The organism is Aureimonas fodinaquatilis (assembly GCF_008369445.1).
GTDB classification, from domain to species: domain Bacteria; phylum Pseudomonadota; class Alphaproteobacteria; order Rhizobiales; family Rhizobiaceae; genus Aureimonas; species Aureimonas fodinaquatilis.
The window spans coordinates 915,480-928,695 of sequence record NZ_VTWH01000001.1; the positions used below are offsets into that span (position 1 = coordinate 915,480).

The following is a 13,216-nucleotide window of genomic DNA, read 5'->3' on the forward strand; positions in this document are numbered from 1 at the left end:
GCATCACGCAGTGCTTGTGACCGCCCACGCATTGGCCCAGATGGGTGCCATGAAGCTTGCAAAACCGCTTGTGCCCACGCCGGTGTCGAGCCCGGAGGACATGGCGTCGATCAGCATGTTCACCTGCATCCCCACAAGGGCGGACCCGTTCTGATCGGCAAAGGCGACCTTGGATGAGTTGTTGCCCGTAAAATAATCGACAATCATAACGCCGGCTATTCCGAGATATTCGGATTTATCCACCCCGGTGATGACCTGCTCGCGTCTGATCAGCAGGCTGTCCAAGTGCCTTGTGAAGAACAGGTTGCGATAGTCAACGCCTGTAAAGACAAACAGGCTGCCACTGAGGTCCGCTCCGTCTTCAGCCTGCACGACATCATGGCCAAACTCTCCGTCGAAGAACATGCTGTCGCCGCCACGTCCGTAAATCTGGTCATTGCCTGCGCCACCATCGATGATATCGGCGCCCAGGCCACCGTAGATTTCATCCCGGCCAGCACCGCCAAACAGAACATCCTTGCCGGAACCGCCATTCAGCGTGTCATCGCCACCCCGCCCGATCAACCGGTTGTCCTGCGCGTTACCAGTCAGACTGTCGTTGTGTTCCGAGCCTTCCAGCCACTCGATGCTGCGCAGCGTGTCATTTGTCGGAGTTGTGCCACCAAGCCAGTCAACTGACTTGCGATCAATGTTGACATCAACCCCCTTGCTTATGAACCGTAAGGAGAGAATGTCGTTGCCCGCGCCGCCATCAAACAGATCGAAAAGGGTTGCGTCGCCAGCAACCAGAATGTCGTTGCCGCCTTCTCCATAGAACTCGTTCTGAGCGTTGCGGGAGCGGGCATCGTCAAAAATAATGTCATTGCCCTCGCCACCGCGCATGACATCGCTGCCTTCGCCGCCAATGAGAATGTCGTTTCCAAGACCGCCCTTCAGCAGGTCCCGGCCTGCGCCACCTGCCAGAACGCTGTTGTCCGCCCCCGCCTCGATGCAATCATCACCATCCTGGCCATACAGGGCATCTTCTCCACTGCCGCCTGTAATGCTGTCATTGCCGCTGCCGCCCCAAATCGTATCATTGCCAGCCTCGCCCATCAGGGTATCATTGCCGCTGCCGCCGAATATCTGATCGTTGCCGTCATCTCCTTCAATGCGGTCATTGCCAAAGCCACCATCAATGATGTCGTCGCCGGCACCACCGTCAATTGTGTCACTGTAATTGACCCCGGCTTTCTCCGCCGGTTGCGTCGCGTCATTCTCGCCAGTTGACGCATCGTCGCCGAAAATCAGATCATTGGCGCCACCAGCTTTGATTGTGTCTTTTCCTTCTCCGCCAATCAGCGTGTCGCCTGCAACCGCGGCAGGGGATATGGCATCAGTCGAGTTCAGGCCGATAATGTAGTCATCGCCTTCCCCGCCGATCAGCAGGTCAGACCCGTCGCCGCCATCCAGAATATCGTCCCCTGCGCCGCCAGTCAGCCGGTCGTTACCCTTGTGGCCACGCAATTCATCATCACCACTGTTTCCAAAGAAACTGTCGTCCCAATCGCCGCCCATCATCTGATCATTCAGGTTTGAACCGTAGATCCACTCGATACTGGACAGCGTGTCGGTCTGGCCTTGAGTGTAAAAGTCCTTCACGGTGACGATTGTGCGGGAAACAATGGTGCGTGTTTCCTTGCCTTGGGAAAAGGTCTCGGTTTTTTCAACCACATTGTGCACTGTGCCCAGACCAGTTTTGGTGGCTTCGTAACCATAGGGCGTTGATGGGTTTCTGGTGGCAACCACTTTCAAGGCATGGCTGTCCGCATGGCTCTGGCTCAGAGCAAAACGATAGTCGACGCCGTCAAAACCATCCTGACCATCCACGCCCGCGGCGCGCAGGCCCAAAATGACCATGTCATCGCCAGCGCCCATTTTTAGACTTAGGCCACTGTCAGAACCTCTGGTTCGCGTATTTGCCGCCAGTTCGAAGGATGCAAAATTGCGCACATCGGCAGTTGTGTGGCTGGCGCCGTCAACAATCTCCATTGCTTTGTCGCCGGCTCTCGGCAGGCTGGATCCATATCGAGTGTTTTTACCTGCCACCGCGGAGGCGCGGCTCTCATCCGTTACCCGCATCAATGGGGTCAACATGGTGAAATACTGAGACGAGGCGCCGGAGTTGATATCAATAATATCAGATACCAAAGACTGACCATACAGCCCGTTTTTGCTCGGCTTTGCGCTGCTCCCGTCTTCAACATACATGTAATTGACGCCGCTTTTGACACCTTGCGCAATTTTGCCACCGGTGATCCCGGCCACCTGCGCCATGTCTGCGCGCAATTCCTGGCCGGTCACTGCCACAACGCGCTTGACTTCGGTTGACGCGGCCAGCGCCTTCATGGAATCGATGTAGCCTTGCTGCGCTTGCTTCTCACGCGTGTCAAAACCGTCATTCCAGAAATCCTGAACAGCGCTTTCAACTGTGCCATCAGCGCCTGCTCGGCCCAGATAGTCTTTCAGAATGGTGTGGCCCAAGGCATCACCATTAAAGGCAAACTGAAGGAATCCGGAGAACAGATTGGCGATTGGAATGGCGGATATGACCGCCTGTGTGTGCTGATTGTCGTAATATTTGCCGATGGCCCAGTCGCCAGACCATTTTGTTTCGGCATAGGTTTTCCAGGCGGCATCGCGCATTTCCGCCAGCTTGACAGCGTTGCTAATGGCAGTGGGCTGAAACATGGAAGCGGCTGTCCACAGCAGCATGCCTGCTGGCGCAGTTGCCGAAGCAACGCCGTAGCTGGACAATAACTGCCAGACCAATTCACTGCTGGCTGCGGCAATGTCACCCGCCGAAGCGCCATGGCTGCGGGCTGCATCTGCTATATTCAGCGAACCAGACAGCACATTGGCAACGGTGCCGATGGTGGAAATGCCAGCCTGTTGCAGGGCAAAGCCGGGGGTGATCACATTGCTCGCTTTGCCAAGAAAGCTGAGGCCGCGTGCGGCATATGCCAGGTCCGCAGTCACCTGCGAACTGATCGCCGCAATTTTCAGCCCGTCAGCGTCGAGGTTTTCTACAAGTCTGGCAATGGACGTTGCCGCACGCAATGCGGAAACTGCGGCAAGCGCTTTGCCACCGGCCTGCATTGTTCCAGCGCCAAGGTTGGTTTCAAGGCCGTTCGAGCTCGTGTAGAGTTGGAGGAGCTTATAGGAGAAATATCCCTCGGTGATCAGGTTTGCCGTTTTGCTGGCATATCCGATAAGGTCCGAAACCTTCTCCCCACCTGATACAGTCACTTCTGCAAAATCTATAAGAGACAGCAGAAAGGTGAAACTTTGCCGAGCCATGATTGCACCGGCAAAATTTTTCAGCTCCAGATCAGTTGTAATGGCACGGAGTTCTTCCCCGCCATTGTTGCCTCTTGCCACGATTTCATAATATTTCGAGACTGGAAGGCCCAATGGAGGCGCATCTGCTCCGCTGATCGCGTTGACGCTCGGGGCACCCAAAAATCCGGCATTGCCGCCATTTCCTGGAATGCGGCGTTGCTGCCGGCCGAGCCTTAGCATCATACGCTCGCGGAAAAGCTCGAGCATCAACTCATGGTCGCGTGCCTTCTCAACCTTGGCAACAGACCCGAACGTGCGGGCATTGTGCCACGCGGCGTCATAGAATGCGTCAAATGGTTTTTTGAGGATCTCCTGAGTGCTGATCACGGATATCGGCTGGCTCTCGGCCTGCAGACTGTCAGTCGTGCGAACAACCGTTTCGGCATTCACAGCGACCTTCAATACCGCCTGCCACCGATCTGGTGCATCGAAGGCAGGGCCTGTCTGATTTTCCAATGCCAGAGGTGCGAAAAGCGTGGCGATCAACTCATCAAACGTTGAAACCTCAAGCTTTATTTCCTGATAATCTTGGATTGATGCTGCGATTGCCGAAAGAAGTTCCTGAGTTTGCTCTATGGCCTCAGCAGTCGAACCCATGTTGATCACTTTATATACATTAGAGAACTTTCAGAAATTTCGACAACCGAAAGTTCAATACACTACGAGGAGATTGCATTTTCGTAGATCGTATATCTAAAAAAAATAGAAGGCAGCAATGCACCTCAGATAGTACTTTTAGCAAAATGCAAAAAGGCCAGAGCAACTATACGTTGCTCTGGCCTGATTTTGTTTGTAGAAATTCTACAAACATTGTCCGTCAATTATGGAGTGACAGTGCCGCTCTCGATCCGCATCGTGTCGCGGTTAGTGGAATATGTTTCGCTGTCATATTCCGGAGCTGCATCCAGTTCCTCACGTGTGAAGTCTGTTGTCACGTAGAGCGAACCACCCGAATCCTGCTGGAACTGCAGATTGTCCATGGCAACTGCAACTGGCTTGGAGCCAATTCCGAGGAAACCGCCAACATCAACGATGATCGCGTCAACTGTGCCGTCCGCTGTCAGCGCAATGTCGCCAACACGGCCCAGCGAGCTGTCATCCGGTCCATAAACCGTCGTGCCCATCAGCTTGTCGGCAGTCAGTTCAGCGCCCGTAATAGGCATCAGATCTGCTGGTCGTGCCGATGTTTCAGCGGCTGGTGCAGTTGTTGTGGTTGCTGTGCCAGCATCCGGTGCCATTGGTGTTACCGGTGCGGCTGGTGCCGTATCAGCTGGTGCCATTGGTGTGGTGTCTGCTGGCGCCATGGGGGTTGTGTCAGCCGGAGCTGTCGTTGCTGGCGGCGTGGTTGTTGCTGGAGTTCCAGTTTCCTGCGCAATTGCGCCGGTGGCCAGAAGGGTCGAAACAGCCAAGGTGGCGATAATTTTACGAGTCATAAACGAAAGTCTCCCTTTTACTAACTGGACCACAGCTCGTGCACTGACCGGAATAGCTAAACTCAAGTGCATCCGAATTGGTCGCACCCTTGAAGCTGCAAATAACTTGCAATTTTCTGCCTTTTCAGGCGCCATCCGGTCAGGCCAATCATGCAGGCCCTCTGATTTTCAGATCGAGGGAATAACATTTGACCAGAGGGATGGTTCCAGCCATCACAAATATGTCAAGGTTATAATTGCACTGTTGGCGGTAGCTGCAGCATTGGCGGATCGTTTCGATGAAATTTCATGTCATTCTCAATCAGCAGGGCGGAACTTTACGAACCGCCAATATGGATATGCTCTGCGCACTGCTGCGTGACGAGTTTATGCTGCACGGACATATAGTTGATATAGAAGTTCTCGACAGTGCAGACATTGAGGCTGCTTTAGAAGCCGCATCTCGCCGAACAGATATAGATGGTGTTATTGCGGGCGGGGGAGACGGGACGATTTCCTGTGCTGCGGGAGCATTGGCCGGAACCGAGCTTGCTTTGGGCATCCTGCCCGCTGGCACCATGAACTTGTACGCTCGAACGCTGCAAATTCCGTTGGAACTGTCCGCTGCCATTCACGCCCTAGCGGCGGGAACCGTTGCGAGAGTTGACATAGCTTCGGTGAACGGCAAGCCATTCGTCCATCAATACGCAGTGGGGATGCATGCTCGCATGGTGCGCATGCGCGAAAAACTGAACTATGCATCAAAAGTCGGAAAAATCTGGGCGTCGACGCGGGCCATGGCGCTTACATTGCAGAAATTGCCGATGCTGCAATTGAAACTGAATGTAGAGGGCCGGTCGGAGACGATTGTCACCCCTGCAGTGGCTGTGTCCAACAATCTCTACGGCACCGGTCACCTGCCATTTTCAGATGATCCTGCTGGTGGTGTATTGGGAGTTTATATCTGTCGAGGCACGACCAGAAAAGAACTGGCACAACTGGGCCTGGATGTCTGGCGCGGACGGTGGAAAGACAATCCGTCGCTCAGCGTCGTGACCACTGACAAAATCGAGATTGTCTACCCTGGCATAAACTTTCACAAGCGCGCCGTGCGGGACGGCGAGCTCGAAGATCTTGCGAGCCATTCAACCATCATCATTGAGCCGAAAAAGCTGAAAGTTCTGGTTCCGGATGAAGCGTCTTATCTGTCCGCTTCACCGTCACCAGCATTGTAGGTGTGGCCACCTTCAGCCAGAAGAGCCAGCGCCTCGTTGATCTGCTCCAGCAAGCCGTCAGGATACGGATTCAAATCCGTATCGTCCCGCTCTCCCAACGCCTTGGCCCAGACATGCAATCGGGCGTGCTTCTCGTCAACCGGCATGGTTTCGTCGGATAACAAGGCTTCTATTTCTGCTGCATCAACTTCCGGCATTGCCTCCTGCGGCTGGACCTCTTCGTCAAGCGCTACCACGAAACCCTCACCTTTAACCTCTGTCACTGTCATTTTCGGCTCCAATTCTGTTATTGGGGCATATAGGTCGTTGTTGATCAAACCTATTGGGGAGTAGCGGCAGGCGGGCTGACAATACCAGTATTTGCTGGCTGTTCGGGCGCCGTGCTTGGATCGGATGTCGCTGCCGGGGTGCCGCCTATGTTCTCGTCAGGAAGAATTTTTCCGTAGATGCCAAGACCCGCAAAGACGACAAGACAAAGTGCCAACGCGGTCAGAAGCATAACCAGCACACGGCTGCCCTTGCGGCCCTGACGTGCATCATTTGTTCTGATTTTTTCGGCCATCTGTTTTTCCCGTTGTTTGCTGTTCAAGAAAATTAACGGATGACGGAAGGATTCGATCCGCATGTGCCGCGATAATGAGCAAAATTATTCCGCTCGCCGCAACGCCGCGAGCGGTCATTTATCTCGTGTTGCGGCGGGACGCATAAGCTCTCACGGCTGCCCATACCGCCAGGCCGGCGACGGGAATGAGCACCAAACCTTTGCGGCGCTTCACTGAGCGCAAAAGCGACGGCGCGTTCGCAAGGGCGGCAACACCGGCGATAGACGCCACGTCACGCTGCAACCTGTCGCTGGCGCGCTCTTTCGGAGGGCGCCCAACCACCAGCAATACAATGTAAAGAATTGCCAGCAAGACCGCGCAGCCTCCGGCAAAGTACAAAGCCGCAGGCAAAGCCCCAACTGTTTGCGTTAGCCAGATATAGCCTGACACAATCAGGAAGAACGCCAGAAAAAACGCCACAAATGCCATGAGGGCGTAAATGATGGCCATCTGGCGCAATCGCGCCAGAAATATTGAGGCCTCGCCCGTGAAAACCTTGGTGATCAGTTGTCCCAGCATGGATTAATTTTTGAAGAGTCTGGCATAGAAATAGCCAACCGCAGCAGCAATGAGCACCGCTTTGACAGGCTCTGCACGCACCTTTTCGCTCAGCTGCTCTTCAAATTCGCCAACAGTCTGTTGGGCCTGACGAAAATATTGCTCGCCAGTGTCCTTCAGGTCGCCGGTCAGTGAAGAAGCCTGCGCGCGTGCAGAATTTGCCCGGTTTCCGGCCATGCCTTTCAGCGTTTCGGCAATTTGTGTAAAATCTTCCCGCAAACGCTTGACCTGTGTTTCCAGATCGCCCTCGGCAGCCGGGTTTGCATTTCCCGTCTCGTTAGTCCTGGGAGTGTTGGGTTTGGTGTTCGACATGGAAAAATTTTCCTTTCATTAGAAAGTCTGGCTTAGACGGCTTGCCGGCAGAACTGCTGCAAATTTCATCCCGCGCCAAGATAATGCACGCAGAAGCGGACGGTTCCGGTATTACGCAGTAGGGGCTAGCCCGATAATCTGGGATGAGATTGAATCCGGCCCGTAATCTCCTTCACCCTCAATCGCGAGAACCTCTGTCAGGCGGCTGCGCGCACGCGATACCCGACTTTTAATTGTGCCAACAGCACATTTGCAGATTTCAGCCGCTTCTTCGTAGGAAAATCCGGATGCGCCGATCAGCACCAGTGCCTCGCGCTGATCATCAGGCAAAGTGTCCAGCGCCCGACGAAAATCCTGAAAGTCCAGATGGCCCATCTGTTCGGGATGGCCCGCCAGTTTCATGGCGTGGATGCCATCAACATCCTGAACCTCACGGCCTTTCTTGCGCATCTGAGTGTAGAATTCGTTGCGAAGAATGGTGAAGAGCCAGGCTTTGATGTTGGTTCCAGGCTGAAAGGTTTTCTGTTTGTCCCAGGCTTTGACCAGAGTTTCCTGCACAAGGTCGTCTGCTCTGTCAGACGAGCCCGTCAAAGAGGTGGCAAATGCGCGCAGGTTTGGAATAATTGCAATCAATTCGGCTCTGAAGTCCGATTGCTGGTCCATCGCGTGTCATTCTCCTGTGCCGGATTTTGTTTTTTTCTCGGCAGCATCCAATTGCTCAAGCAGCGAAAGAAAGCGGTCTGGGACCGGTTCGCTGGCAACATCTTCATAATAGGCTTTCAAACGCTTGCCGATCGCCGAGCCAGCGCTCGTGTCGGGCGCGCTAGGGCTCTTGTCGAGAGAAGCCTTCGGGGGTCTTTGTTGATGGTCCAATTCAACCTCACAGAATCAAAATCATTCAGAGCGTTTATACCGGTGACCAAACCGCACGCAGACGTCAACCGCACAATTAGATGTGCCTGATGACCAAAACAGCAAGGACGTAGGTGCCGTTTGTTTTAAGGGCCGGGCAGGTTTACACTTGCAGATATGATTGGGTTGCCGGACAAAATAACAAGGTGGCAATCAAAAATATGGCATCTTTATTCGCAAGGGTGTTTGAATTTATACAAACTGCACCATATCCGCCGCTGTTACATTGCTGATTCCGGCAAGCTGCCGGTCCAAGGGGAATTTCCATGCCGATGTCTTCGCGAATAGCGCCCCACATTCCTTATCTGCGCCGATACGCGCGCGCGCTGACTGGCTCTCAGTCCAGCGGCGATGCCTATGTTGCGGCAGTGCTGGAAGCGCTGATTGCTGATCCTGACCTTTTTGATATTGAACAAAGCCCGCGCATTGCTCTTTATCGGCTGTTCTCGTCGCTCTGGCAGTCGCTGACGGTCAACATTCGTGAAGACAGCCCGACATCTGCCTGGGAAGAGAAAGCCTCGCGCAATCTGCGGGCCATTTCCCCGGCGCCAAGGCAGGCATTTTTGCTGGTAGCGGTAGAAGGCTTTTCGATTGACGAAGCTGCAACCATTCTGGGCGTTTCCGAAGCAGAGTTTTCTGCGCTGATTGATCAGGCCAGCACCGATATTGGCGAACAGGTTTCCACCAATATCATGATCATTGAGGATGAGCCGCTCATCGCGATGGACATCGAGCAGATGGTTGAAAGTCTTGGCCACGATGTAACCGGCATCGCCCGGACCTACAAAGAAGCGATCAACCTTTTTGAACAGCAGAAGCCGGGCATGGTTCTGGCCGATATCCAACTGGCAGATGGCTCTTCGGGTATCGATGCGGTCAACGAAATTCTGTCTCGCGTCTCGGTTCCTGTCATCTTCATCACCGCATTCCCCGAGCGTCTTCTGACAGGTGAGCGTCCGGAGCCGACATTCCTTGTTACCAAGCCATTCAACCCGGACATGGTGAAGGCGCTGATCAGTCAGGCGCTGTTTTTCGAAACGGATAACGAGCTGGCGGCATAAGTGACGTTTCAAGACAGTTTTTGTAACGGAACCGAAAAGGCGCGCGACGGTTATTGATCAAACCGGCGCGCCTTTTGCCGTAATGAAGGGCCTGTTTTAAGAATTCGCCATGCAGCCTGAATGGCAGCATCAAATCTTGTTAGTTGAATGGTCGCCCCGTGAATGTTTCAAAAAATGCGTGACACAGGAGTCGCTGACGCGAAGGCGGGGTTGAGGCGTGTAAGTTATGGTTGCGTATAAAGCTCTTCGCGCATTGGCGAATACGGAAATGGCCCTGTTTGCTCAGGATGAGGGCCTTCGATATCTGTGGATTTTCAATGGTGAAGGCTCATGGCTGGAACTGGCCGCCAACGGCAAGCGGGACGAAGATTTTTTAGCCCCGGAAAAAGCCCAACAATGCACCGAGCTGAAACGCAAGGTTTTGGCCACTGGAGAGCCAGATCGCTTCGAACTGCAGATTATGTGCGGTGAAGTGACCAGGTGGTTTGATATTCGCCTTGATGCAGATCGTGATGAGAGCGGCGCAATTATCGGCATCATTGGCGCTTCCTTGGAAATTACCGAGCAGAAGCAGCGCGAAGCGACCTTGAAGACCTTGCTTCGAGAGCTTTCGCATCGCTCAAAAAATCTTCTTGCCATTATACAAAGTCTGGCGAGCCAGACGGCGCGACACTCGATCACGGTGCCGGAATTTCTGGTGCGGTTTCGTGGGCGGATCCAGTCGCTTGCCTCATCACAGGATATTGTGACCGATACGGACTGGCGGGGGGCCGGATTGGCCGACCTGATCACTCTGCAGGTAGAGCGCTATGCCCCGGATGGCATGCGTCAGGTGCTTGTGAGCGGGCCAGACGTTTATCTGTCGCCCACTGCTGCCCTGCATGTCGGTCTTGCCCTGCATGAACTGGCCGTCAATGCAGCCTCTTACGGCGCGCTGACAGCTCAAATCGGCATAGTGGAAATTCAAACGAAATTTACCGAGCAGGAAGGGCAGCGATGCCTGAGCCTGACCTGGCATGAAAAGAACGGCCCGCATGTCGACCAGGATCGTAATACGCGGTTTGGGACATCTACGCTTGAGCGCATCGTTCCCAATTCTGTGAGCGGTTCTGCGGAACTGAGTTACCGTCATGATGGTTTACACTATCATCTGATGATCCCGGATACGCAGTTCCATATGATGCAGGACAAAGTTGCCGCAACTCAGGTTTGAGAAAAAACCATTTTCGCAAATCTGGTGAAATGGCTCTAGGCGTAGCTTCCTGCCGCGATATATGGGACATACGGATCAGGGACGAAAAGCTGAAAGAACTGTAACTATGAAAAAGCTCCTAATCGTCGGACTAACGACATTCACCTTCGCGCTGGCGGGTTGCCAGGCGCCGAGTCAGGATATAGTAGCGCCAGCTGCTGTGGGCGGTCTCGGCGGCGCGGCCATTGGCGCTGCTGTCGGCGGCGACCTGCAGGGCGCATTGATCGGCGGTGCCATTGGCGCTGGCGCTGGCGCGCTTCTGGGCGCGGCTACCAGCCGTCCGGGCGAGTGCGTCTACCGCGATGGTCGTGGCCAGCGTTATGTTGCGCGCTGCCCCGACGGTTACCGGTAACCAATATAAAAGCGGGCGGATTTTCCGCCCGCTTTTTTGCATTCAACTATGCCCGGCTGTAGCGCGGGCCATGCCGACAAATGCCATATGATAATCTTTCCCGGTGGTGATTTCGCTTGGAAACTCTACGCGGAACACTTTGTCGCCGCGCACAAAATCAGAGCCGAAGCGGTCTATGCTGCCAATCAGCCAGTCTCCCGCCTCGCCACCCGCATGCACAACAATTCGCTCGATAGCATCGGCATGGTCGTCGTTCATATGCTCGACCACCCGCTTTTGCGCCGCAACAATATCATCTGCAACAGTTTCTGTCAGATCATCGCGCACCAGCGCATAAGCTTTGCCAAAACCGCCATTTAACGAAGCATCAGACAGGTTGATGCGGAAAAACCGGAAGTCCGGAAAATCCATATAAAGCCCAGCTTTTGGCTGGCGCAGGAGGAAGCGAAAGCGGATGCGCTCATAATCCGCATGCTCCTTGCCGATCTCCTCTGCCAGACCATTGACCGTTATGCGGGCATGCGCCAGCGGATCGCCTTTGCCGGGCTGGCCGAACATAACAGATGCACGCGCGTCATTTTTGAGGCTCTGGCTATGGCCGGAGAGATCGGAAATCAGAATGACCGGATCGCCGGTAATATCGGGCGCAACCAGCACCCTGCTTGCCAGAGGCGCCCCGGTGTCCGGCACAATGCTGGCCATTGTGGCATGGCGCGCCGTACGAACGAGTTGGCGTGCCTGCGCCCTGACTTCCTGTGTAACGGGCTGCAAAAGACTGCGAGGTTCCTGGCTCATGATTCGACCTTAAATGTGAGTATTTTGATCATATATCATTTTGAGTTGCTGTTGGCCTAGTGTGTTTGAGACCATCACGCCTTCACTAGAAGCGAATGACTTTTCGTCTTGACGCATTGTCCTGTCGTTGAAACGATTCCGTTTCAACGGGAAATGCTTTATGTCTCACCGTACCAATTGGTAACTGACACTGACTTTTCTGTTGTCCGGGAGTTTTCCTCGTGAATGCCGCACTCAAAGATTCGATCCTGACCATTCTGCGCCGGCTGCCAACGCCGGATGGCGGTGCCGATATTGTTTCCCGGGGTATGGTGTCCGAAGTTTTCCTTGCCGATGGCAAGGCCTTCTTCTCCCTGACAGTTCCAGCAGCAGATGCGCAGGCCTTTGAACCGCTGCGCCTGCAAGCTGAAAAGGAAATTGCCAGGCTGGACGGTATTGAATCCGCCATGATCGCACTCACAGCAGAGCGCAGTGGCGCGGCCAATCGCTCAACGCCACCGGCCAGGCCGGCCGCCGCACCACCAGCACGCAGTTCCGGCAAGCCAGGCGTTCCGGGCATTGCACGCATCATCGCCGTTGCCTCTGGTAAAGGCGGGGTTGGTAAATCCACGACTGCGGTTAATCTGGCATTGGGGCTGGCTGCCACAGGCCTGCGTGTCGGCCTGCTGGATGCTGATATTTATGGCCCATCCATCCCCCGTCTTCTGGGGCTGAAAGGCAAGCCGCAAACCGTGGGCGGGCGCACTCTGCTGCCGATGACAGCCTACGGGTTGAAAACTATGTCCATGGGTTTTCTGGTCGAGGAAGACACCCCGATGATATGGCGCGGGCCAATGGTCATTTCGGCGCTGACCCAGATGCTGCGCGAAGTGGAATGGGGCGAACTGGATGTGCTTGTCGTCGATATGCCGCCCGGCACCGGCGATGCGCAGTTGACCATGGCGCAGCAGGTGCCGCTGGCCGGAGCCGTGGTGGTTTCAACCCCGCAGGATCTGGCGTTGATTGATGCCCGCAAGGGCCTTGCCATGTTCCGCAAGGTGGAGGTGCCTGTGCTCGGCATCGTCGAGAATATGAGCTATTTCATCGCTCCGGATACTGGCCGGCGCTATGACATTTTCGGCCATGGCGGCGCACGCGCGGAAGCGGAGCGGCTGGGCGTGCCGTTTCTGGGGGAAGTCCCGTTGGAAATGGAAATTCGCGAAACATCCGATGCCGGAAAGCCACTGGTAGCAACACAACCTGACGGCCCTACAGCGCGGGTCTATCTCGATATTGCAGCGCAGGTTATGTCGCAGCTTGAGGGCAGGGGCGTTATTCCCGCGCCGCGCATTGTTTTTGAGTAAG

The 13,216-nt window shown here is 54.7% G+C and carries 14 protein-coding genes; 5 read left to right on the plus strand and 9 right to left on the minus strand.

The genetic code is table 11. From position 1 onward, the window contains the following. Nucleotides 1-3: 3 nt before the first annotated feature. Nucleotides 4-3,978 carry a hypothetical protein gene (locus FPY71_RS04265; protein WP_149297922.1) on the minus strand — a complete coding sequence of 1,325 codons (3,975 nt, stop codon included), beginning with the start codon at nt 3,976-3,978 and terminating at the stop codon, nt 4-6. A gap of 224 nt (nt 3,979-4,202) precedes the next feature. Then, nucleotides 4,203-4,814: a PRC-barrel domain-containing protein gene (locus FPY71_RS04270; RefSeq protein WP_188052197.1), complete on the minus strand. Its 612-nt coding sequence runs from the start codon at nt 4,812-4,814 to the stop codon at nt 4,203-4,205. A 278-nt stretch (nt 4,815-5,092) separates the two neighbouring features. Between FPY71_RS04270 and FPY71_RS04275 the strand changes: the two genes are divergently transcribed. Beyond that, the gene (locus FPY71_RS04275) at nt 5,093-6,028 is read left to right on the plus strand and encodes a diacylglycerol/lipid kinase family protein (protein WP_149297926.1); all 936 of its coding nucleotides are present in this window, start codon (nt 5,093-5,095) and stop codon (nt 6,026-6,028) included. Here the strand turns inward: FPY71_RS04275 and FPY71_RS04280 are convergent. The 6 genes from FPY71_RS04280 to FPY71_RS04305 form a co-directional block, all read right to left on the minus strand. After that, nucleotides 5,995-6,297, minus strand: coding sequence for a hypothetical protein (locus tag FPY71_RS04280; RefSeq protein ID WP_149297928.1), 303 nt, complete (start codon nt 6,295-6,297; stop codon nt 5,995-5,997). The genes FPY71_RS04275 and FPY71_RS04280 overlap by 34 nt on opposite strands. A gap of 50 nt (nt 6,298-6,347) precedes the next feature. After that, a complete protein-coding gene (locus FPY71_RS04285; protein WP_149297930.1) occupies nt 6,348-6,653 on the minus strand; it encodes a hypothetical protein in 306 nt (101 codons plus the stop codon). A gap of 55 nt (nt 6,654-6,708) precedes the next feature. Next, a complete protein-coding gene (locus tag FPY71_RS04290) occupies nt 6,709-7,149 on the minus strand; it encodes a hypothetical protein (protein WP_149297932.1) in 441 nt (146 codons plus the stop codon). 3 nt (nt 7,150-7,152) lie between these two features. Then, entirely contained in the window at nt 7,153-7,500 is a 348-nt protein-coding gene (locus FPY71_RS04295) for an ElaB/YgaM/YqjD family protein (protein ID WP_149297934.1), read from the minus strand. A gap of 111 nt (nt 7,501-7,611) precedes the next feature. Next, nucleotides 7,612-8,163, minus strand: a complete 552-nt coding sequence (locus FPY71_RS04300; RefSeq protein ID WP_149297936.1) for a sigma-70 family RNA polymerase sigma factor — start codon at nt 8,161-8,163, stop codon at nt 7,612-7,614. A gap of 6 nt (nt 8,164-8,169) precedes the next feature. Then, nucleotides 8,170-8,373: a NepR family anti-sigma factor gene (locus FPY71_RS04305; protein ID WP_149297938.1), complete on the minus strand. Its 204-nt coding sequence runs from the start codon at nt 8,371-8,373 to the stop codon at nt 8,170-8,172. Nucleotides 8,374-8,678: 305 nt separating this feature from the next. Between FPY71_RS04305 and FPY71_RS04310 the strand changes: the two genes are divergently transcribed. The 3 genes from FPY71_RS04310 (at nt 8,679) to FPY71_RS04320 (ending at nt 11,077) form a co-directional block, all read left to right on the plus strand. After that, complete coding sequence (locus FPY71_RS04310; protein WP_149297939.1) at nt 8,679-9,473, plus strand: response regulator; 795 nt, start codon at nt 8,679-8,681, stop codon at nt 9,471-9,473. 226 nt (nt 9,474-9,699) lie between these two features. Next, entirely contained in the window at nt 9,700-10,686 is a 987-nt protein-coding gene (locus FPY71_RS04315; RefSeq protein WP_149297941.1) for a PAS domain-containing sensor histidine kinase, read from the plus strand. Between the two features lie 106 nt (nt 10,687-10,792). Beyond that, nucleotides 10,793-11,077 carry a glycine zipper domain-containing protein gene (locus FPY71_RS04320; RefSeq protein ID WP_246160126.1) on the plus strand — a complete coding sequence of 95 codons (285 nt, stop codon included), beginning with the start codon at nt 10,793-10,795 and terminating at the stop codon, nt 11,075-11,077. Between the two features lie 42 nt (nt 11,078-11,119). Here FPY71_RS04320 and FPY71_RS04325 read toward each other — a convergent pair whose 3' ends face one another. Then, nucleotides 11,120-11,872, minus strand: a complete 753-nt coding sequence (locus FPY71_RS04325) for a HugZ family pyridoxamine 5'-phosphate oxidase (RefSeq protein ID WP_149297943.1) — start codon at nt 11,870-11,872, stop codon at nt 11,120-11,122. 221 nt (nt 11,873-12,093) lie between these two features. Between FPY71_RS04325 and apbC the strand changes: the two genes are divergently transcribed. Next, nucleotides 12,094-13,215, plus strand: a complete 1,122-nt coding sequence (apbC, locus tag FPY71_RS04330; protein ID WP_149297944.1) for an iron-sulfur cluster carrier protein ApbC — start codon at nt 12,094-12,096, stop codon at nt 13,213-13,215. Nucleotide 13,216 lies beyond the last annotated feature (1 nt).